General features: G+C 71.6%; 14 protein-coding genes and 1 pseudogene. 7 read left to right on the top strand and 8 right to left on the bottom strand.

The genetic code is table 11. The features are described 5' to 3' along the window. Positions 1-60 precede the first annotated feature (60 nt). From NR810_RS28660 to NR810_RS28650, 3 genes are all read right to left on the bottom strand, one after another. Entirely contained in the window at positions 61-1,893 is a 1,833-nt protein-coding gene (locus NR810_RS28660) for a M4 family metallopeptidase (protein ID WP_257457380.1), read from the bottom strand. Positions 1,894-2,096: 203 nt separating this feature from the next. After that, positions 2,097-3,278 (bottom strand): hypothetical protein, encoded by a 1,182-nt coding sequence (locus NR810_RS28655; RefSeq protein ID WP_257457379.1) that lies wholly within the window; start codon positions 3,276-3,278, stop codon positions 2,097-2,099. A gap of 84 nt (positions 3,279-3,362) precedes the next feature. Continuing rightward, positions 3,363-4,757, bottom strand: a complete 1,395-nt coding sequence (locus tag NR810_RS28650; RefSeq protein ID WP_257457378.1) for a sigma 54-interacting transcriptional regulator — start codon at positions 4,755-4,757, stop codon at positions 3,363-3,365. Between the two features lie 281 nt (positions 4,758-5,038). Between NR810_RS28650 and NR810_RS28645 the strand changes: the two genes are divergently transcribed. From NR810_RS28645 to NR810_RS28630, 4 genes are all read left to right on the top strand, one after another. Continuing rightward, positions 5,039-8,200 (top strand): protein kinase domain-containing protein, encoded by a 3,162-nt coding sequence (locus tag NR810_RS28645; RefSeq protein ID WP_257457377.1) that lies wholly within the window; start codon positions 5,039-5,041, stop codon positions 8,198-8,200. Positions 8,201-8,550: 350 nt separating this feature from the next. Then, positions 8,551-10,332, top strand: a complete 1,782-nt coding sequence (locus tag NR810_RS28640; protein ID WP_257457375.1) for a tryptophan dimethylallyltransferase family protein — start codon at positions 8,551-8,553, stop codon at positions 10,330-10,332. Continuing rightward, positions 10,329-11,474 carry an aminotransferase class V-fold PLP-dependent enzyme gene (locus tag NR810_RS28635; protein WP_257457374.1) on the top strand — a complete coding sequence of 382 codons (1,146 nt, stop codon included), beginning with the start codon at positions 10,329-10,331 and terminating at the stop codon, positions 11,472-11,474. Before NR810_RS28640 ends, NR810_RS28635 begins: the two co-directional genes overlap by 4 nt. Further along, positions 11,471-12,571: an acetylserotonin O-methyltransferase gene (locus tag NR810_RS28630; RefSeq protein WP_257457373.1), complete on the top strand. Its 1,101-nt coding sequence runs from the start codon at positions 11,471-11,473 to the stop codon at positions 12,569-12,571. Before NR810_RS28635 ends, NR810_RS28630 begins: the two co-directional genes overlap by 4 nt. A gap of 6 nt (positions 12,572-12,577) precedes the next feature. On the opposite strand, the gene NR810_RS28625 is transcribed toward NR810_RS28630, so the two are convergent. Both NR810_RS28625 and NR810_RS28620 read right to left on the bottom strand, forming a co-directional pair. Beyond that, positions 12,578-13,222 (bottom strand): hypothetical protein, encoded by a 645-nt coding sequence (locus tag NR810_RS28625; RefSeq protein WP_257457372.1) that lies wholly within the window; start codon positions 13,220-13,222, stop codon positions 12,578-12,580. Between the two features lie 21 nt (positions 13,223-13,243). Beyond that, positions 13,244-13,453 carry a hypothetical protein gene (locus tag NR810_RS28620; protein WP_257457371.1) on the bottom strand — a complete coding sequence of 70 codons (210 nt, stop codon included), beginning with the start codon at positions 13,451-13,453 and terminating at the stop codon, positions 13,244-13,246. Positions 13,454-13,728: 275 nt separating this feature from the next. Here NR810_RS28620 and NR810_RS28615 point away from each other — a divergent pair, with 275 nt between their 5' ends. Further along, a complete protein-coding gene (locus NR810_RS28615) occupies positions 13,729-15,906 on the top strand; it encodes a penicillin-binding protein activator (RefSeq protein ID WP_257457369.1) in 2,178 nt (725 codons plus the stop codon). Next, the gene (locus NR810_RS28610; protein WP_257457367.1) at positions 15,903-17,504 is read left to right on the top strand and encodes a WD40 repeat domain-containing protein; all 1,602 of its coding nucleotides are present in this window, start codon (positions 15,903-15,905) and stop codon (positions 17,502-17,504) included. Before NR810_RS28615 ends, NR810_RS28610 begins: the two co-directional genes overlap by 4 nt. On the opposite strand, the gene NR810_RS28605 is transcribed toward NR810_RS28610, so the two are convergent. After that, positions 17,501-18,193, bottom strand: a complete 693-nt coding sequence (locus tag NR810_RS28605) for a ferredoxin reductase domain-containing protein (RefSeq protein WP_257457366.1) — start codon at positions 18,191-18,193, stop codon at positions 17,501-17,503. The genes NR810_RS28610 and NR810_RS28605 overlap by 4 nt on opposite strands. 59 nt (positions 18,194-18,252) lie before the next feature. On the opposite strand from NR810_RS28605, the gene NR810_RS28600 reads away from it, so the two are divergent. Further along, entirely contained in the window at positions 18,253-19,020 is a 768-nt protein-coding gene (locus tag NR810_RS28600; RefSeq protein ID WP_257457365.1) for a transglycosylase domain-containing protein, read from the top strand. A gap of 33 nt (positions 19,021-19,053) precedes the next feature. On the opposite strand, the gene NR810_RS28595 is transcribed toward NR810_RS28600, so the two are convergent. Together NR810_RS28595 and NR810_RS28590 are read right to left on the bottom strand one after the other, a co-directional pair. Next, positions 19,054-20,814, bottom strand: coding sequence for a serine/threonine-protein kinase (locus NR810_RS28595; RefSeq protein ID WP_257457359.1), 1,761 nt, complete (start codon positions 20,812-20,814; stop codon positions 19,054-19,056). A gap of 161 nt (positions 20,815-20,975) precedes the next feature. After that, a pseudogene (locus NR810_RS28590) lies at positions 20,976-21,228 on the bottom strand (hypothetical protein); the annotation flags it as partial.

Here is a 21,228-nt window from a genome sequence, read left to right as displayed (position 1 = left end):
GGGACCGTTGCCACCCACCCAGGAGAGCGGTGCCCGATTTTTCGGGTCATCGGGACCCGTTCAGCTCACGCCCACCGCGCTCCAACTGTCCTTCACCTTCCGCAGCTCCGCGGAGTTGGCGCCGAAGAGATCCGTCGCGGCCTGCACGGTGGCCTGACGCGCCTGGGCGAAGGTCGTCCTGGGCGTCATGTAGTGCTCCAGGGCGCGGTAGTAGACCTGGAGGCCCTTCTCCATCCCGATGCCGTCCTCCACCTTCTTGCCCGAGGTGCGGTTGGTGCCGCCGTTGACCAGCAGATAGAAGGCGTTGTTGGCGATGCCGCTCGAGCCGTGCACCTCCGTCTGCTTCGGGAAGTTCTTGTAGTTGTCGATGGAGTAGCCGTCCTTCGTCGGGTCATCCATGTAGCGCAGCGCGTCCCCGTCGCCGTTGGCCGGCGTCCACGCGTCCTCGCCCATCTTCCAGTCGAACTCCACCGCCTGGTTCTTCTGGCTGGCGTACCACTCCACGCCCGTGCCGATGATGTCGCTCATCGCCTCGTTGAGGCCCCCGGACTCGCCGCTGTAGATGAGGCCGGCGGTGCGCTCGGTCAGGCCGTGGGCGATTTCGTGGCCGGCGATGTCCAGCGTGGTGAGCGGGCCCGCGTCCTTCCCGTCTCCATCGCCGTAGTTCATCTGCTGGCCGTCCCAGTACGCGTTCACGAAGTCGGTGCCGATGTGCACGTTGGACACGAGCTTCTCGCCCTTGCCGTCCAGCGAGTCGCGGCCCAGCACGTTCTTGAGGAAGTCGTACGTCATCTCCGCGCCGTAGTGCGCGTCCACCGCGGAGCGGTTGCGCGTGGGATCCGTCGACTCGCCCCACACGTCGTTCTTGTCGGAGATCTTCACCGGGTTGCTGGCTTCCTCCTTGTTCTGCGCGTCGTACGTCACCACGCCCTTGCCGCGCGTGCTGTCCTCCAGGCTGTAGGTGCCGTCCTTGTTCTTCGTGGTGGAGAGCTCCACCTTCCCGCTGTAGAGCGTGGTGTCATCCGCCTTGCCCGAGGCCTGGGTGTCCGGCGTGGACACCTTGCCCGGCGTCGGGGCCGGGGCCGGCGAGGCGCCCTTCGCGGACGCGGCCCGGGCGCCATCCTTGTGGGGCAGCTCGATGCCGCCGATCTGGTTGAACTTCTCGAGCAGCTCGCCCGAGTTGGCGTCGACCAGGTAGTTCATCCGCCGCGGGCGCTCGTCCCCCTTGAGCTTGGAGGTGTTGGAGAGCTCCACGTGGTAGGCCGAGTGGTAGCTGCCATCCTTCGCCTGGTAGAGGGCGCGCTGCACGGAGGGCTCGCGGTCCGTCCGGCCCGCGAAGTCCTTCCGGGCCACCGCCAGGGCCTCCTGGGCGGACAGCTTCGGCTCGCTCCTGCCCAGCCCGGCGGGGATGGAGGAGACGTTGCCGGTGAGGCCCGCCACCTTGCCCTCGCGGTCGAGGTGGCCGATGACCTGCTCACCGAAGACCTTCACGCCCTCGTGCACGCGATCCATCCGCACGTGCGTCATACCCAGGGAGTCACGCTCGACCGAGCGGGGCGAGAGGCTCTTGGAGACATCCGCGGTGGGCACCAGGCCACGGCTCGCCGCACCCGGCTGCCCCCGCTGGACGAAGTCGAGCGTCTTCTGGATGGCGGCCTGGGCCAGCGGGCTGCTCAGGGGCAGGGCGCCCTTGCTCGCGCTCGCGGGGGTCGCGGTGTCCGTGAGCGCCACCGGGGACTTGCTGGCCGGAGCGAAGCTCGAGCGCGCCTCGAAGCCGGAGGTGGCTCGGTCCGCGGCCTTCGCCGTGGGCGTCTGGAGCTTCGCCTCGGGAGCGCGGGAGAGGGATGGCGTGGTGGGGAGGGTGGGCTTCTCGAAGCGGGCGGGGATCTGCATGGTGTGCTCTCTGTGGTTGAGTGGGTGTCTTTCGCCCACCTGGTGGTTGTTGCGCACAGGACAGAGCAGGATGTGTGCCACGCACTGCGTCATCGAGAAGTGTCCGAAGGGACAGGGGACCTGGTGTCGGCGGTCACCATCGGAGCCGGGGGAATCCGGGTGACGGCTGTCATCACCTGGTGACGGCTGTCACCACCCGGGAGTCAGGGCAGGAGGTACTCGGTGGACTGGAACCGGAGGATGTGGCGCGCCAGGTCCTGGACGTGGTTCACCTCGGCCTGCCCCAGGCGCTTGCGGCACGCGTTCTCCCGGTCGTGCGAGACGCGGAAGAGGAGGTGGCGCACCTGGCGGTTGCCGAGCAGGGGATTGAGGCGGCGCACGTGGATGACGAGCGCGCCGAGCTGCTGCGCCGTCAGGCCGACGACCACGACCTGGGTCGCGGTGCCCTCCTCGGGGAGGAGCCCCACCGAGAGGGCGCGCGGATCCATCAGCAGCGACCGGGTGAAGTCCCGCTCGAACCGCACGCCCAGCCGGGAGAGCTCGGCCGCCATCGGCCCGGTGTCATGGCCGGCCACCACGGGCAGCACGTCCAGCGCCTCGCACCGCTGCATCAGCTCCTCGTAGTCCTGCCGGCACTTGCGGCCCGGGGCACTGGCCTGGAACTCCTTGAAGGCCTGACGCACCTCGTCCACCAGCACCCGCGCCACCGTGGCGTCGTCCGCCTCCTGGGGCAGGCCCAGCATCTGGAGCAGCAGCATCCGGCTCTGGGGCACGGACATCGGCTCCTTCCACAGCTCGTGGGTGACGGAGCTCTCGCTCAGCACCAGCGACACGCTGATGGCACCCTGCCGGCGGGCGGGGCTCTTCAGGAACTCGCTCAGCCGGCCCTGGATGTCCGTCATGCCCCGGAGGAGGCGATCCACCACCGCGGCGCGCAGCTGTCCGCGGCTCGCGAGGGCCTTGCGCTCGGCGTCGGGGCCGTTTTTGTCGACAGCGGCCCGCTCCCGGGAGAGCTCGGGGGCCGCCGGGGCTGGCGTCTCGCGCGCGAGGGGCACCGGGCCCTGGGGCGTGTGGGGCGTGGAACGGGCCGCGCCGGCCGGGGGTGTGGCCCAGGGGACCTTGGGCTTCTCCGCGACGCCGTCGAAACCTCCCTGGGACGCTCCGGCGGCATCGCCGCGGACCTCCATCCCCTCCTGGCGCCGTGCCCCCTGGGCGGACCCGGCGTTGCTCCCGGGAGCGGACTTGCTGGCGGGCGCGCCGCCCGGCGAGGACTTCCGGGCCTGCTCGGGCTTCGTCGCCTCACGCCGGGGCCCCTGCTGCTCGAGCCGCTGGCCCTGCGTTCCCGCCCGAGCAACCACTGCCTGCGCCAGCCTTGCGACGTTCATGGGGACCCTTCCCGCGATGGAGACGTTCCCAACCTGGTGCAAGAGGCGATCCAGGTGCCGGGCGCCTCTTTCCGGTGACTCCCGTCACCCCTCCCGGGCGCCGCTCCGGTCCTCCAGCCCGTGCTTCTTCAGCAGCTTGCGGAGGTACACCCGGTCGATGCCGGCCTCCCGCGAGGCGCGGGAGATGTTGCCCTCGCAGCGCTCGATGAGACCCTTGAGGTAGTCGCGCTCGAAGCCCTCGATGAGCCGCTCCTTGGCCTCCTTGAAGGGGAGCTCCAACTCGGCCGTCCCGGTGCCGGAGGGCGAGTCGCCGGGGACGGGTGCGCCGGGGAGCGGCTCCAGCTCCGGCAGCGCCTCCTCGCCCAGGTTCACCACCTGCTCCACCACGTTGCGCAGCTCGCGCACGTTGCCCGGCCACGGGTACTGGGTGAGCAGCGCCCGCGTCTGGTCCGAGAGCGCACTGGGCGGCCGGCCCATCCGCTTGAGCACCGTGTCGATGAGCAGGGCGATGTCGTCGGGCCGCTCGCGCAGGGGCGGCAGCGTGACGCGCAGCACCGCGAGCCGGTGGAACAAGTCCCTGCGGAACTTCCCGGCCTTCACCGCGCCCTCCAGGTCCACGTGCGTGGCCGCCACCACCCGCATGTCCACGGTGCGGTAGTCGTTGGCGCCTACCCGCTTCACCTGTCGCCGCTCCAGCACGCGCAGCAGCCGGGGTTGCAGCTCCAGCGGCAGCTCGCCCACCTCGTCGAGGAAGACGGTGCCTCCGCTCGCCCGCTCGAAGGCGCCCGCGCGGTCGCTCTGGGCCCCGGTGAAGGCTCCCTTCACGTGGCCAAACAGCTCCGACTCGATGAGCGAGGGGGCGATGCCCGCCAGGTCCACGATGACGAAGGGCCCCTTGGCACGCGGGCTCTCCTGGTGGAGGGCCTCGGCGCACAGCTCCTTGCCCGTGCCCGTCTCTCCCTGGATGAGCACGTCCGAGCCGCCGGGCGCCATGCGCTCCAGCAGGGTGAACACCTCGCGCATCTTGCGGCTGTTGCCCACCAGGGCGCCGAACTGGGTGCGCGAGGAGAGCGTCACCGAGCGCTCCCGGGTGTCCTCCGGGACGAACTTGAGCTCCGTGGTGCCCAGGGTGATGACGGTCCCGGGGCGCAGCTCCAGCTCGGAGAAGCGCAGGCCCTCGCAGAAGGAGCCGTTGTGCGACTCCATGTCGACGGCCTGCACGCCGTCCTGCCGCACCACCAGCTTCAGGTGCTGGCGCGAGATGGTCTTGTCATTCAGGATGATGTCGCACGTGGGGGCCTTGCCCACCAGGTACTCCCCGGGCTCGAGCACCTGAGTGCGTCCGGCACCGGGCCCCGACAGCACCACCAGCTTCAGCCGCACCCGGCCGGACTCGGCCCTGTGCAGGGTTGCTGTCTGCTCATCCAGGCTCTCTTCGTCGTCGTCGTACGGCTCCGCCACGGCGGCGGACGCTACCACGCCCTACCCGCCGCGTCCCTCGCACTTCACTCTCGGCCCTCTTCCCATCTTCCAATGAGGTGAAGGGGCATGTGCCGCCAGCTCCTCCCGTGCCGCAGAAGTGCCCACCCTCCCTGGAGACGGAGACGGTTGACCACCGGTGAACGGGCCAGGGGCGCGATGCGTCATGGGAGTGCCCGCGGGTGGACGTTCAGGGCGTCCCGGGGCGAAGAGGACTCACCAAGCAGCCCCCCCGTGCGCATACCGAGCACGCAACCTAGGGAGATGGGGGAGGTGCCGGCATGGCCACATACCGACTCATCCGCAAGCTCGCAGCCGGCGGGATGGCGGAGGTGTTCCTGGCCAAGGTGGTCGGAGCCGAGGGCTTCGAGAAGCCGGTGGCCGTCAAGCGCATCCTCCCCTCGCTCGCGCAGGACCGGGAGTTCGTGGAGCTGTTCCTGCGCGAGGCGAAGCTGACGGTGTGCCTGCAGCACGCCAACGTGGTGCAGGTGTTCGACCTGGGGGCCATCAGCGGGCAGTACTACATGGTGATGGAGTTCGTGGACGGGGAGAACCTGCGGGCGGTGCAGCGGGGCTCGGCGTCCCACCATGTGCCGCTGGGGCTGCGCGAGGTGTGTTTCATCGTCCAGCAGGTGACGGAGGGACTGGCGTACGCGCACGGGCGCTCGGACGCGGCGGGCCGGCCGCTCAACATCATCCACCGGGACGTGAACCCGTCCAACGTGATGGTGGCCAGCAGCGGCGAGGTGAAGCTGGCGGACTTCGGCATCGCCAAGGCGGCCAACGCGCAGAACGGCACGCAGGTGGGGGTGGTGAAGGGCAAGGCGGGCTACCTGGCGCCGGAGCAGGTGAAGGGCGCCGAGGTGGACCAGCGCGCGGACCTCTTCCTCATCGGGCTGATGCTGTACGAGCTGCTCGCCGGCAGGCAGCTCTTCGGTGGGACGGACTACTTCCAGACGCTGCGCAACATCGCCCAGTTCGACGTGAAGGCACTGTCGCCGCTGCCGGGCGTGCCGCAGGCGCTGTGGAGCATCGTCACGCGGGCGCTGGCGGAGAACCCCACGGCGCGCTTCCAGCGGGCGCGTGACATCTCGGACGCGCTGCAGAACTTCCTCTTCGACCACCGGCTGCGCGTGGGCCCGCAGGACGTGGCGGCGCTCTTCTCGCGTTGCTTCCCCGAGCGCCGCTCGCCGCTGGAGGGCACGGGCGAGGTGCGGGGCGAGGAGATCCGCCTCGGCTCGGACGCGGGGATGCAACGGCCGCCGACGCTCACCTCGGTGCGCTCGCGCCCACCGTTCCCCGGAGGCCCGCGCCCGGGCACGCCCTCGATTCCCTCCATGCGCAGCGTGGCGGACATGGGCCGGACGCAGCCTCCACCCCCGCCGCCCGAGGCGCGCGCGGGCACCTCCGTCACCATGCAGGTGCCTCCGCCGCCCGGCGCCCGCGCGATGACGCTGAGCGGGGTGGGCCCCTCGTCCATTCCGCAGGTGCCGCTGGCCGGGAGTCCCCGCTCGATGACGATGAGCGCGGTGGGCTCCTCGGTCGCCATGCAGGTGCCCACGCGCGTGATGCGCACGGGGCGCCGCAAGCTGGGGGAGATGCTGGTGGCGGCCGGCAAGCTGTCGGAGTCGCAGCTCAAGGGCGCGCTGGAGCGGCAGAAGCGCACCGGCGGGCGCATCGGCGAGCTGCTCGTGGCCGAGGGCCTCCTCACCGACGAGGACGTGGTCCGCGCCCTCAGCGAGCAGGGGGGCATCGCCTTCGTCTCGGACAAGGTGCTGCGCACCATGCCGGTGCCCAAGGGGCTGCTGCCGCTGCTGCCGCTGGAGAAGGCCGAGCGGCTCGAGGCGGTGCCGGTGGCCCAGCAGTCCAAGGAGCTGGTGTGCGCCATGCGCGAGCCGCGCGATCTGGCGCGCCTGGACGAGCTCAAGTTCATCACCGGCTGCCCCGTGCGCGGCATCTACGCCACCGAGGGCGCCATCCGCCGCGCCATCGGCCGCTTCTACCGGGGAGACGATCCGGACCAGATGGATGACTGGTCCAACATGATGCCGCTGGTGGGCTCGGAGACGCAGGTGGGAGTCACCCCCTACGCCGACAAGCACACCCGCACGCGCGAGCGTCTGCTGGACGAGTCCGCCTTCGAGGAGGTCTCCGCCGTCCCCGCGCCGCCGCCGCTGCCGCCACCGCCCGTGCCCGAGCCGGTGGCCGCGCCGAGGCCTCCGCCGACGCTCGCGCCGGCCTCGCTGGCGCGCACCATGTTGGTGGTGTCGGACGACGAGGAGTTGCGCGAGGCGGCGGTGCGGCTGCTCACGCGCCAGGGCGTGGCGGCCTCCGGCAGCGGCGCCGCGGACGTGGAGAAGGCGGTGGCCCTCGGGGGGACCGAGGTGGCACTGGTGGCCGCGGACACGGTGCCGGACGCGCCGTCGTTGGTGGCGAGGCTGATGACGGTGGCGCCCTCGATGGAGGTGCGCGTGTTGCCCTCGCTGGCCGAGGCGCTTGGAGGCGAGGCCGGTCCGCTCGGCCGCGCGGCGCGGTTGCACGCGCGCGTGGTGGACGCGGCGCTGGCGGAGCTCGGTGGGGTGGGGGTGCAGGGGGCGGCGCTCGCCAAGCTGGCGCGGCGGGTGGCCCGGCGGCTGGGGGCGGGGCGCGCGGAGGCCGAGCGGGCCTCGGCGGTGGCCTATGCCCTGGCGCTCGCGGCCTACCAGGAGTCGGAGGAGCGCTTCACCCGGCCCTCGTGCGAGTCGGTGCGCGCCATCCTCGGCCGTGACGCGGGCGAGCTGGCGGGGCTCATCGGCGCGTGCACCCGGAATGCTCCGCCGCTGGCCGACAACGCCCACCGGGCCACGCTGGCCCTGGCCGCGGCGGTGTCGCTGCTGGAGGTGGCGGGCACGGCCACGCCGGTGGCCTCGGCCGCGTCGCAGTCGCTCGTCAAGCTGCGCACCGAGAACCGGTTGCCCGCGGTGGCCCTGGAGGCCCTCTCCGCGGAGGTGATGGAGCTGGTGCTGGGCGAGAGCGCCGCGCACACGGTGGTGCTCGCCGAGCCCAACACGGCGCGGGCCTCGGCCCTCCAGGCGCGCTTCCTGGCGGACGGGGTGCGGGTGGTGCTCGCCGACTCCGCGGCGCGGGCCCGCACGTTGCTGGCGGAAGGCAGTCAGGCATTGGTGGTGGCCTCCCAACTGCCGGATGGGGACGGCGCCGCGCTCACGCGCTCGCTGCGCTCCTCGGTGGACACGGCCTCGCTGCCCATCTTCGTGCTGGCCCCTCCGGAGGACCCCGGCCTGGTGGAGGCCGGGCTGGATGCTGGCGCGGATGATGTCCTCATGTACCCGGTCAATCCGGACGTGCTGGTGGCGAAGCTGCGGCGCGCGCTTCAGCCTCGCCGTGCGGCCGTGGTGACCGCTCCGGTGGTGTTGGCTTCCGCCACCGCCTCCGCGAGCGCCTGAGCCTTCCGGGCTCGCTTCGCGCCAACTGGTCCGACCATCGGACCCGTTCGTGGAGACCGCGCCCGGCGGGTCCCTTCTCACCCCATCGCGTGGGGTGTCTGTCTTGACCTCCGGGCGGGAGGATTCCGCTGCGTGTGTGTGGTGAGCCACGCGCGACGTTGGTTGCTTTCGTGCATCCCCTTGTCACGCTCTCACGGTGCGTGTGAGCGATTGCGGTGGTGCGACCCCCGCTCATAGACAGCCACACGAGCCAACGTTTACTTTTCGAGAAATCGAGTCACCTGAGGGGGGAGGGACGACGTTCCGCTGGGAACGCGACGCCCTCCCTCACTCTTTTGAGGAGGAGTCACATGCGGGAGCAGGGTCTTCTCGCTGGAACGCTCATCGCCTCGGGGAGTGAACGGCTGACGGCGCTCGCGAGGGCGATGGGCTTCGACGAGCCCTCCACCCAGGCGATGCGGTCGCTCTTCCTGACGCTGGCCTCGAGCTGGGGCGAGCTGCCCGTGGGACGTGCTCCGCCCTGGCCCTCGGACGTGTGTGACGACCACTCGCCCTTCGAGCTGTCGGTGGCCATCGACGCCGAGGGGCCGCAGCTGCGCGTGCTGGTGGAGCCCATGGACGCGCCGTTCTCGCTGAGCGCCAACCGCGCCGCGAGCCTGCGTCTGCACGAGGAGCTCGCGCGCACCCACGGCCTGCACCTGGAGCGGCTGCGCGCGCTGGAAGGGCTGTTGATGCCCGAGGACGCGCGGGGCCGGTTCGTCGCCTGGCACTCGGCCGCGTTCAGCCCGGGGCACCCGGTGGACTTCAAGGTGTACTTCAACCTCCTGGCCCATGGCCCGGGACACGCGGCCCGGCTCACGGAGGAGGCCCTGCACCGCATTGGCTTTCACCAGGCCTGGTCCTCGGTGGCCGAGGTGATGGGGCGCCGCGAGGCGGGGGCGGACGAGCCCGTCTACTTCGCGCTCGACCTGTCCCCGCGTGCCGACGCCCGGGCGAAGCTCTACTTCCGCCACCACCGCGCGACCGCGGCGTTCCTCGAGGAGGTGTGCGCACTGGGGCGCCACCACCAGCCGGGAGTCGTCACCGAGTTCTGCCGGCGGATGGCCGGTGGCGGCGAGGGTCCCTATGGCGGCAAGGGTCCGGTGACCTGCTTGAGCTTCTCGGACCCGTCCGATGCGCGGCCCCAGGCCGTGACGGTGTACTTCCCCGTGTCGCACCACGCGCGTGACGACCGGGAGATCCGCCAGCGCATCACCGGCTACCTCCAGAGCCAGGAGCTGGCCACCGGGCCGTACCTGGCGGCGCTGGAGTCCTCGGCCCGCCGTCCGTTGGAGGCGGGGACGGGCATCCACACGTATGCCGCGGTGCGGTGGCAGGGGAAGCCCCGGGTGACGGTCTACTTCTCACCGGAGACCTACGGGATGATGCGGCAGCCGTCGCGCGAGGCGCCCGCGGTGGAGGTGGCACGGCCGGCGACGGAGATCGTCGACCACTTCGAGGCGCACTCGGTGGCGGACCACCCGTTCTTCGCGCGGATGCACCGCGAGCCGGTGCGCCTGGAGGTGCTGGCGCGCCTGCTGGCCAACTTCCGCGTGGGCATCACCCGGGAGTTCCCGCGCCGGCTGGCGTGGCTCACCGCCCGGGCGCCGGACGAGCGCATCCGCAGCGTGCTGGCGAAGCAGCTCAACGACGAGCTGGGCAATGGCGACTTCACGCGTGCCCACCGGGGGCTGTTCGAGCGGATGTTCGAGGTGCTCGCGCCCTGGGCGCCGCCGGAGACGGAGGAGGTGCTCGCGCCGGGCCACGCGCTCGGCGCGGAGCTGGAGCGCTGCTACGTGAGCGCCGAGCCCTACGAGGGGGTGGGCGCGAGCCTGGTGGTCGAGGTGTACGGCAAGCAGGTGGACACGTTCGTCGCGGACCAGTTCCGCCGGCAGAAGGAGATTCCTCCCTCGGCGCTGGAGTGGCTGCACCTGCACGAGACCCTGGAGGTGGAGCACGCCAGCGAGTCCATGGACATCGCGCGGCTCATTCCCACGGGTCCGGCGAGCGAGGCCGCCTGGCGTGGCGCGAGGGCGGTGGCCACCGCGTCGCGTGCCTTCTTCGACGCGCTGTACCGTGCGTGCTACCCATGAGCGCTCCGGACTTCGCCGCGCTGCGCGCCCGCTTTCCGTTGTTCGCCGAGCGCACGTACTTCGCCACGCAGTGCCTCGGCCCCACGCCCTCCGAGATGTACGTGGACCTGCTCGAGTACGCCCGGACGTTGGGGTTGCGCAACCGCTCCCTCCCGGTGTGGATCGAACGCATGGGCGAGTTCTCCCGGCTGCTCGAACGGTTGCTCGCGGCCGAGCCGGGCTCGGTGGCACTCCGGGACAGTGTCACGGCGGCACAGGCGGCCATCGCCTCGGCGGTGACGCCGCGTCCGGAGCGGGACCGCATCCTTTATAGCGCCATCGACTTCCACTCCTCGCGCTACCTGTGGTCCGCGCAGACGCGCCGGGGCTTCTCCGTCGAGGAGCTGCGGCCGGAGGATGGGGTGTTGCTGCGGCCGGAGGAGGTGCTGCGGCACCTGGACGAGCGGGTGGCCATCGTGGCGCTGTCGCTGGTATCGCCGCGTACCGGGGCGCTCCTGGACATCGAGCCGGTGGTGAAGGCGGCGCACGACGCGGGGGCCCTCGTGGTGCTGGACGCGTACCAGGCGGTGGGCGTGGTGCCGGTGGACGTGCGGCGGCTCGGCGCGGACGTCGTGGTGGGGGGCACGCACAAGTGGCTGGGAGGTGGCGGTCTGGGGCTGGCCTTCCTGTACGTGCGGCCCGCGCTGGCCGAGCGGCTCGAGCCGGCCTTCCCGGGGTGGATCGGCCACCGGGAGATGGTGGGGTTCGCGGAGACGTACGAGCCCGCGCCGGGGAGCGCGCGCTTCCAGCAGGGGACGCCCGCCATCGAGCCCATCTACACCGGGCGCGCGGGCCTGCGCTTCGTGCTGGAGACGGGCGTGGAGCGGCTGAGGGAGCGCAGCGTCGTGCTCACCACGCGGATGATGGACCGGGCGCACGACGCGGGGCTCCCGGTGAAGACGCCGCGCGAGCCCGAGCGGCGCGGCGGGATGCTCTGTTTCGACATGGAGGACGGGGCGGCGATCGTCGAGTGGATGGCGGCGCTCGGCATCGACATCGACACCCGGCCGGGGGCGGGAGTCCGTGTCTCGCCCCACCCGTGCAACACGGAGGAGGAGTGCGATCGCGTCATCGACGAGCTCGCACGACTGTCCCGGCGATGAGTGGAGACGCGACGCTCGGCTTTCGAGGCGAGCCGGTGCCGTGCACGCCGGCCACCCTTCAGCTCCTCTCCTGCGCTCCGATATTGGGCTCGGTGCTCGGCGCGGCGCTGGACCTGCGGCTCTTCGACCACCTGGCCGCGGGTCCTCTCGACGCCGAGGCGCTGGCGGCCCGGGCGGGTGTCTCCGGGGTGGGGGCGAGGCGGCTCCTCACGGCGCTCGTGGCGCTCGGGCTCGTCGAGCAGGAGGCGGGCCCGCGCTTCCGCAATGGGCCCCTGGCTGCGGCGGTGCTCACCACGGAGGGGGAGGACTCGCTCGTGCCGTTCCTCCAGCACCAGCGCCGTCACGTGGACTCGCTCTTCGCGCACCTGGGCGAGGCGGTGGCCAGTGGCCGGCCCCAGTTCGAGCGCTGGCCGTTCGTCGACCCCTCACGCCGGGCGGAGGAGGCGTACACGGAGCTGTCCCGGCACCCGGACGAGTACGCGCTCCTCATGAGGGCCATGGACATCGCGAGCCGTGGCGTCGGCCGGCTCATCGCCGAGCAGGTGGACTTCACCGGGATTCACCGGCTGGTGGACCTGGGGGGAGGGGGAGGGCAGGTGGCCCTCGAGCTGGCCCAGGCGGTGCCGCACCTGTCCCTCGAGCTCGTCGACACGCCGCCCGCGCGGGCCTACGCCTCCGAGCGCATCGCGCGCGCCGGGCTCACCGGCCGCATCCGCTGCACGGTGGCGGACCTGCGCGAGGACCTGGCGAGCATCCTGGAGCCGGCCGATGCCCTGCTGCTGTCGGGAGTGATTGGCGACTTCGTGGCGGAGGAGCGCGCGCGCATCCTCTCCCGGGCGGTGTCGCTGCTGCGTCCGGGCGGGCTGCTGCTCGTCAGCGAGACGCTCTTCCATCCCGAGCGGAGGGGGCCGCTGCTGCCCGCGCTCCTGTCGCTGTTCATGCTGCTCAGCACGGGCGGCGACAACTTCACGCCGGAGGAGATGGAGGGAATGCTCCGTGCGGCGGGCCTGTCGGACATCCGCCTCTTCTTCAACGGCGCGCGCGGGCTGAGGGACCTGGCGGTGGGACGCCGTCCGATCCCCGCCTCCGAGGGCTGATGGCGCTCAGTGCTCCGCGAAGGTCCACGCGCCGCGCAGCCTCTCGAGCAGCGAGGTGGCGGCGATGAACGGCCGGGCGGCGTAGCGCGCCACGATTCCCTCGGCCAGCCGCAGCACCCCGCGATTCCAGGGCAGGCGTGACGAGGGTCTCGGTGGAGGGGCACCCTGCGTCGCACCCTTGCTCCGCGGGGGGCGTGGCTCCTCCTCGTCTGGCCCTGAAGCGGTGGACAGGGGCAGCTGCTCCTCGGACATCGGCACATAGCGGGGATTGCTGACGGTGCCCCGCTCCACCTGGACGGGGTAGGCCTCGGCGTGCTCGGTCACCGCGACGATGCGCTGTGACACTCCGCTCCACCGGGTCTCCCGTTCGTCCAGGGGCTTCTGCTCGTCGCGTGCGCGCCGGGCGGACCAGAAGACCTCGGTGAGGTCCTTCGCCTCCGCGTGGAGCGGGGGCGTCCGGGCATGGTGGATGACCACGCCGTCGGCCTCCAACTCGTGGACCTCGTCGAGCCTCACCCGGTGCTCGCGGGTGATGACCACCCGGCGCTCCAGGACGAAACCCTCGTCATCCACGCTGAGCACCCTTCCGAGGGGCTCCCCAGCGCGGCTCTTCACCACCATTCCTGCACGAATCCGTTTGGGCTGGGTCATGGCTGGCTCCGGATGTGGCCTTCACTCCTCGGGGGGGTCGTCCAGGTCGAGCCGCTCCGGCAGGGCATCCACGTGCACCACGTACCCTCCCTTGTCCGGCGAGCCCCGGGCCGCCTCGCTCTCCTCCGGAGTGTGGGGCGCACGCTCCTCGAAGGCATCGCCTTCCAGGTTGCGCTGCCGCTGCTCGCTCGTGCTCCCGTAGCCCTCCCGCAGCTTCCTCGTGCCCGCCATCGCCAGCTCCTCGGTGAAGGTCCAAGCCTCAACGCTTGGGACGGGGGGCCAGGGCCGCAATCCGGGGCCCCTCCCTGGGAGCGCCTCCCTCGCCGTCCCCCGGGCGAGCGGGCGAGTACCCAGGCCCACACGGCCCGTGGTTCAGGGCCCGCGGCCCGAGCGCTCCAGAGGGGTCCGCCGGGGCCCGAGGGCGGCACGTCTGGTGCAGGACCCATCGGGCGCCGGGGGGAGACCCACCCCGCGCTCGACTGTCGACGGAGGCGCGCCCCACTGCTATGCACACCCACACCATGGACGTCCGCCCTTCTCCGCGCCGCGCGCTGCTGATCGCGCTGACGCTGCTGATGACCGCGTGCAAGACGCCCACCGCCACGCGCGGTGGTCCTTCCCACGGCTCTTCCTCCGGCTCCAACCAGGGCCAGAACGACGTTCCCCAGGGGGACCCGTTCCCGACGAAGCCCTCCATCGAGGCGCGCAAGGACGCGCGCGCGGACCAGGCGCTCGCCCAGGCCATCCAGCAGGCGGAGACGGCGCCGCGCAAGCAGGCCGCCGAGTCCTTCCTCGCGGTGCGCAAGGCGTACCCGGAGACGACGGCGGGCCAGGAGGCCCTCTACCGGGCGGGCGTGCTCTTCTACGACTCGCAGGACTACGTCAACGCGCGCAAGAGCTTCAACGAGCTGCTCTTCGAGAACCCGCTCCACCCGCAGGCGCAGGACGCCAAGCGCCGCCTGGGCCGGGCCGCGTTGGAGGTGGGGGCCTACCGCGACGCGTACCAGACGCTCTACAGCCTCGCCGAGCGCGCCGAGGGCGCCGAGCGGACGCAGTTGCTCGAGGACTCGGTGAAGGCCGCCGAGAAGGCGGGCCTGTTCGGGCAGGCGCTGCAGATCGCCGTGGACCTGGCCGGTGACGCGCGGACGCCCGAGGCGCAGCAGGCCGCGGTGGCCCGGGTGCAGCAGCTGGTGGAGGGCCGCGCGGGCTTCATGGACATCGCCCGGGTGATGGAGGGGCTGTCCTCGTCCAACCCCGCCTGGCCGGTGCTGACGTTCAAGCTGGCGCGCGTCTACTACCACCTGCGGGACTGGACGCGCATGGAGGAGACGCTCAACCGCTTCCTGGCGGAGGCGCCCAACCACCCGTTCGCCGGACAGGCCCGCGAGCTGCTCGCGCGCGCCACCCGCCGCGTCGAGGTGCAGCCGAAGACGGTGGGCCTGGTGCTGCCCATGTCCGGCAAGTACAAGGCCGTGGGCGAGGCGGTGCTGCGCGGCGTGAAGCTGGGGCTGGCCGGCAGCGACATCGAGCTGGTCGTCAAGGACACGCAGGGCGACGTGAACACCACCGGCCAGGTGATGGAGCAGCTGGCCTTCGACGAGGGGGCCATCGCCGTGCTGGGCCCCATCACCTCGGATGAGTCCCGCCGCGCCGCGCTGGTGTCCGAGGAGCTGCAGGTGCCGCTCCTCACGCTCACGCGCCAGGAGGACATCACCGACATCGGCGCCTACGTCTTCCGCAACATGCTGACGAACTCGGCGCAGGCGCAGGCCATCGCCGACTTCGCGATGAAGCAGAAGGGCTTCAAGAGCTTCGCGGTGCTCTACCCGAACCTCCCCTACGGCGTGGAGCTGGCCAACGACTTCTGGGACCACGTGGTGGAGAACGGCGGGCAGGTGCGTGGCGCCGAGTCGTACGACCACGACCAGACCACGTTCACCAACGAGGCCAAGAAGCTGGTGGGCCGCTACTACCTGGAGGACCGGCTCGACTACATCGAGGGCGTGCGCGAGGTGCAGCAGCAGACCACCGGCCAGGACGCGTTCCGCAGGCGCAAGGCGATGGAGAAGATGAAGGGCGGCGTGGAGCCCATCATCGACTTCGAGGCCATCTTCATCCCCGACGAGTGGAGGCGGGTGAGCCTGGTGGCCCCCGCGTTGGCGGTGGAGGACATCGTCACCAACGCGTGCGACGCGCGCGACCTGGAGCGCATCCGCAAGACGACGGGCAAGAAGGACCTCAAGACGGTGATGCTGCTGGGCACCAACGCGTGGAGCAGCACCAAGGGCGCCAGCGGCCTGCCCGAGCTCGTCGAGCGCGGCGGCAAGTTCGTCACCTGCTCGGTGTACGTGGATGGCTTCTTCGTGGACTCGCAGCGGCCGGCCACGCAGCGCTTCGTGAAGGCCTACCGCCAGGCCAACGGCAATCAGGACCCGAGCTTGTTCGAGGCCTATGGCTACGACTCGGCGCGCATGGTGAGGCAGATCATCGAGAAGCAGGCGCCCAAGAGCCGCGGTGAGTTCCGCGAGGCGCTGGCCAGCCTGAAGGACTTCGATGGCGCCACGGGCAAGACGGCCTTCGACGAGAAGCGGGAGGCGCGCAAGCCGCTGTTCTTCCTCGCGGTGGACAACAAGGGCGTCACCGAGGTGCCGCCGGAGAAGACGGCCGCGCTGGGGGGCTCGTGAGGACTGTCGTGCCGCGCGCGCTGGCCGTGGTGGGATTGCTGGCGCTGGCGGGCTGTGAGCACGTCGCGCCGGCCCTGGCGCCGGAGCTTGCCTCCCAGCTGGAGTCCAGGGCTGGGGCGTACCTGGCGGGCGAGGTGGTGGGCCTTGAGGACTCCACCGTGCTGGACCGGAAGGACTTCGTCTGGACGCTGGCCTTCTCGCCGGAGTCCTCGCGGGTGGCGTACTCGCACCTGGGTGCTCGCGAGTACCAGCTCGCGCTGTGGACGTTGAAGCCGGTGCTGGCGCCCGTGGTGAACGCGGGCATCAACCCCGCCGAGTTCGACCTGGAGGCGCTGGCCTTCTCTTCGGACGGCACGCTGCTGGCGAGCGCGGGCTGGGACGGCATGGTGCGCCTGTATGACGCGGTCACGGGCGCGCAGAAGGCGAGCCTGCGGACGGAGGAGCCCCTCACCACGGTGGCCTTCCACCCGGCGGGGAGGTACCTCGTGGTGGGCAGTGCCCAGGGGCTCGTCACCGTGCTGCGCGTGGCGGACCTGGGGTTCTCCTCCGAGGCACGGCCCCACCAGGACCGGGTGAGCGCGCTCGCCTTCGCGGCGGACGGGACGCTGTACTCGGGCGGCTGGGACAAGCACATCCGGGTGTTCGACACCCGCGAGGAGTCGCTGCGGAGGGACCAGACGCGGCTGCGCTTCGAGCGGCGTGGAGGCCATTCCGTGGTGGGTGGCACCGTCAACGGGAAGTCCCCGGTGGCCTTCGCGCTGGATGCGCGCACTCCGGCGATCGTCCTGAGCACGCAGGCGGCGGCGGCGGCGGGCATCGACACGGCCTTCCTGCAGGACTCGGTGACGCTGCCCTCGGCGCTCGGCTCGAACCTGGCGCGCGTGGCCCGGGGCCAGCACCTGCGCCTCAAGGGCCTGGAGCTACAGGTGGACGTGGCGGTGTGTGACGCATGCCTGCCGCAGAACGTGGCGGGCGTGCTGGGCGCGCCCTTCTCCGAGCGCGTCGACGTGGCCTTCGACGAGTCCACGGGCGAGGTCGTCCTCACCTTGAAGGCCCCGGCGCAGGGGACGCAGGAGGCGGAGCGGGGGCTGGTGCTCGCGCCGCGGGCCACCTTCACCTACGAGGCACACGTCAACGACGTCACCGTGGACGCGGCGGGCAGGCGTCTGGGCGTGGCCCTCTCGGAGGGCAAGGCCGAGCGCACCCGCACCATCTACGAGCGCGAGAAGAAGGGTGTCGTCGAGCCGTTCTCCGAGCGGAACGCGGCGGCGCTGGTGGACGCGGCCAACGGGCAGGTGCTCCGCAAGTGGACGCGGCACCGGGGCGTGGTGGCCACGGCTGGCATTTCGCCAGATGGGCGCGCGTTGGCGAGCGGCGGCTGGGACAAGCAGCTCTACCTGTGGCGCGAGGGTGCGGAAAACCCGGTGGCGGAGCGGACGTTCGGCTGGTCCGTGCGTCGGGTGCGCTTCAGCCCGGATGGGCAGTGGGTGGGCGTGGCCGCGTGGACGCCGCAGAAGGCCACGGGGAACCAGGAGAGCGAGCCGGCCGCGGCCCTCTTCTCCGTGCGCTACGCCGCTCCCACCGTGGAGTGGCGCTAGTAGTTGAGGTGGATGGCCTCTCGGGGCAGCCCGAGGGTGCGCAGCGCTTCGATGACCTCCTGCACCATGCCGGACTGGCCGCACAGGAAGACCTGGGTGTCCGCCGCCGGCTGCTCGCCCAGGTGGGTCTGCACGTAGCCGGTGAGGCCCTGCCAGCCGCTCGCGCCCGGCTGGCTCACCGTGCGCACCACGCGGATGCCCGCCGCCTCCCAGTGGTGCAGCTCCTTCTCGTAGGCGAAGGCCAGCGGGGTGCGCGCCCCGAAGTAGAGCGTCACCTGCCCGTAGGCGCTCCGCTCCTGGCGGATGCTCTCGATGACGGAGCGGATGGGGGAGATGCCCGAGCCGGTGGCGAAGAGGAGCAGATCCCTCCCGCGCGCCAGGGGGAGGGGAAAGCCACGGCCCTCGGGACGCTTGCTGTTCACCTTCGCCCCGGGCGCCAGCTGGATGAGGGCGTTCGGCAGCGGGCTGCCTCCCTTGAGGAGGAACTCCCAGCGGGTGCTGAAGGGCTCGGGGGGCGAGGCGATGGCGAACATGCTCTCACCCACCTCGGGAAGGGCCAGGCGCACGTACTGCCCCGGGGTGCGGTGGGTACCCACCAGCGGGGTACCTCCGATGTCCAGGACGAGCTCGGTGAGGCCCTCCGCGGCGGGGAGCACGGCCGCCACGGTGGTGGGGTGCCAGTCGTTCATGTCAGGGGGAGATTTAACCCGGACCCGGTCCGGCGTCGCCCTTTGATAACCTGGGGGGCGTGAAGACCCTGCTCTGGTTGGTGCTGTTCCTCATCGGGCTTGCGGGCGTGGCACTGCCGGCCGTGTACCTCCACGCCGCCAGCCAGCTGCCTCAGCTGGAGACGGAGTTCGACCTGGAGAAGCAGCTGCGCAACTCCATCGAGGGCGAGCGCATGAGCCTGCGCGCGGGCACGTTCGACCGCTCGCGCTCCATCGAGTACAAGCGGCCGGACTTCGCGCGCCTGCCCAAGGACCTGGTGGCCCTCTACATCGCGCAGCTCGGGTGCCCCACCTTCTTCCAGACGCCGCGCGAGGACGGCCCGGCCTGGGCCTGGCGTCTCTTCTCCCTGGTCACCTTCGGCTCCGAGCCGCCGGGGGACGGCGCCTGCGAGCGGCTCATCGCCACGCGGCTGGCCATGGCGCTCGGCATCCAGGGCAACCTGGAGCTGATGGTGGCCACCCACCGCCTGCATTCCTTCCTGCAGAAGGATCAGCTCATCGCCTATGACCTGTCCGCCCTCTACTTCGACCGGGGAATCGTCGGGGTGGAGGACGCGGCGTTCAAGGTGTTCGGGCGCGAGCTGGACACGCTCCAGCTGCCGGAGCTGGCCGAGCTGGCGCTCACCCTGCCGCCGCACTCCTTCTACCAGGACGCCGTCTTCTGCCGGAACGCGAGCCTCATCCGGCAGAACCGGGACGTGCTGCTGGACGACCTGGCCGCCTACAAGCTCGTCACGGAGGAGCGGGCGTACAACGCCAGGTCCCAGCCGGTGTTCTGCCAGCGCTGAGGCGGAGGGGCCTGGCGGGGAGCCGGGCCCGCTTCACTTCCGGCGCAGGAACAGCTTCTCCCAGCTGTCCAGCTGTGAGGCCATCTCGCGGCGCTGTTCCGGAGTCCCGGCCACCTCGGCTTTCCTGCGGAGCTTCTCGAGGGTGGTGTGCGCGGCCGGGCTCAGCTTCTGACCATTCCGGGAGACGCCCGTGTCCACCTGACGCTCGAACTGCTCGATGCGGCGGAGGAGCGCGGCCTGGGTGGGGGCGGTGCGGACCTTCGGCGCCTGCGTCTGCGAGTCCGAGGGTTCGTGATGGGCCACGGGCTGCACGGCGTCGTTGGCGGGCTTCTCCGGCTGCGCCACGGCCGTGCCGGTGCCCGCGTCGGGCGCCGTGGCCGGAGTGCCCTGTGGGGCCTGGGCCGTCTCCGAGGGAGGCTTGACCTCCGGTGGAGGCTGGGGCTTCGGGGGAGTGACGGTGACCTGGGGCGGAGGGGTGGGCGCCGGCTCGCGCAGGGCGAACACGATGCCACCGACGGCCGCCAGCGCGAGGGCTCCCAGGCCCACGGGCAGCAAGCGCTTGAACGGGGAGGGGGCCACCGGGGCGCGCACGTCCTCGGCAGGGGGCTCGGGCCGCACCGCCTCGGGAGCCGGGGGCGGGGTGGAGTCCTTCGGGAGCGCGGCTGGCTCCGGGTTCTCCGGGTGCTCCTTGACGGGGTGCTCCGGGACGGTGGGCTTCGCCTGCGGGGCCGGGGCCGGGGCCGGGGGATGCGCCGGGGTGTGGAGGGCCTCGCGCAGCCGCAGGAGCTGGCGGCGCAGCTGCTCGGCGGACCCGGGGCGCGCCTCCGGATCCTTGGTGAGCATCTGGAGGATGAAGGCGTCGAGCGCGGCGGGCAGCTCGGAGACGAACTCCGAGGGCCTCGGGGGCCGCGCGTCCACGTGCTTCATCAGCAGGTCCACCGGGGAGGAGCCGGTGAAGGGCAGCCGGCCGGTGACCATTTCGAAGGCCACCACGCCCAGGGCGTAGAGGTCCGTCATGGGGCCGACGGGCTGGCCACGGGCCTGCTCGGGCGCCATGTACTCCGGGGTGCCCACCACCATGTCCGTGCGCGTCTGCGCGGTGCGGCCGGCGGGCAGGCCCATCTTGGCCAGACCGAAGTCCAGCAGCTTCACGTAGCGCGAGCCGTCCGGCTGCTGCACGAGGAAGATGTTGCTCGGCTTGAGGTCGCGGTGGACGACGCCGGCCCCGTGCGCGGCGCCCAGCGCGCTGAGCACCTCGTCGAGGATGTCGAGCACCTCGGACACGGACAGCCGGCCCTTCTCGGCCAGGTACGCGTCGAGGGCGACGCCCTCGAGGTACTCCATGATGATGTACTGGCGGCCGTCGGGGACCTGGCCGAAGCCGAAGATGTCGACGATGCCGCGGTGACGGATGGCGTTGACGGCGCGGGCCTCGGCGAGCAGACGGGCCACCTGCTCCTCGGCGGCGGCCAGCTCCGGGCGCAGCACCTTGACGGCCACGCGCTTGCCGATGAGGGGCTGGATGCCGTCGTACACCAGGCCCATGCCACCCACGCCGATGCGCTGGCGCAGCTCGTACTCACCCAGCTTCAGTCCGACGAGTGGATCCTGCGCGGAGGGGTCTTCCATGACGTGCACGGTCCTTCCGGGCGAGGTGCGCCGGGAGCTCGCCTGATCGTCGGGGAAGAGCGACGACGTGGAGGGGCCCAGCAGCACGGTTCCGTCGCGTGGGCACACGTCCGTGTCCGCCGGGACGGCGAGACCGCAAGTTTCGCAGGTACGAGGATCAGCCATCGGGGAAGGAGCCCCAGGCTAGCAGACCGGGGGCGGATTCCCACAAGCGAGCGAGCAGGCGGGGTGGATCAGTATGGGCTCATACTCTCAAGTAACAGGCGGCTCTGGACCGTGTCCCGCGGGGTGAAGGTCGAGGTGGCATCACACCAGACACCCACTCCCTACTGGCACTGGTACTGCTCTTCCATGATGCCCGGCGTGCCCGTGGGAGCGGGGCCGTTGCCGGGCATGCCACCGTCGCCGAGGACGAAGACCGTGCGCTCCTGGGTGAAGGACGAGCCGGAGCCGCACCAGATACCCACGGAGGGGCCACCGCCCCCGTTGCCGCCGTGACCGCCGCGGCCTCCCACGCCACCGTTGCCGCCGTTGCCGCCTCTACCTCCGATAGCCTCCGCGTAGGCCGGCGCACCGCTG

The organism is Archangium lipolyticum, assembly GCF_024623785.1.
GTDB classification, from domain to species: Bacteria; Myxococcota; Myxococcia; order Myxococcales; family Myxococcaceae; genus Archangium; species Archangium lipolyticum.
Note: the sequence above shows the minus strand (reverse complement) of the source record. Positions and strands in the feature narration are given on the sequence as shown.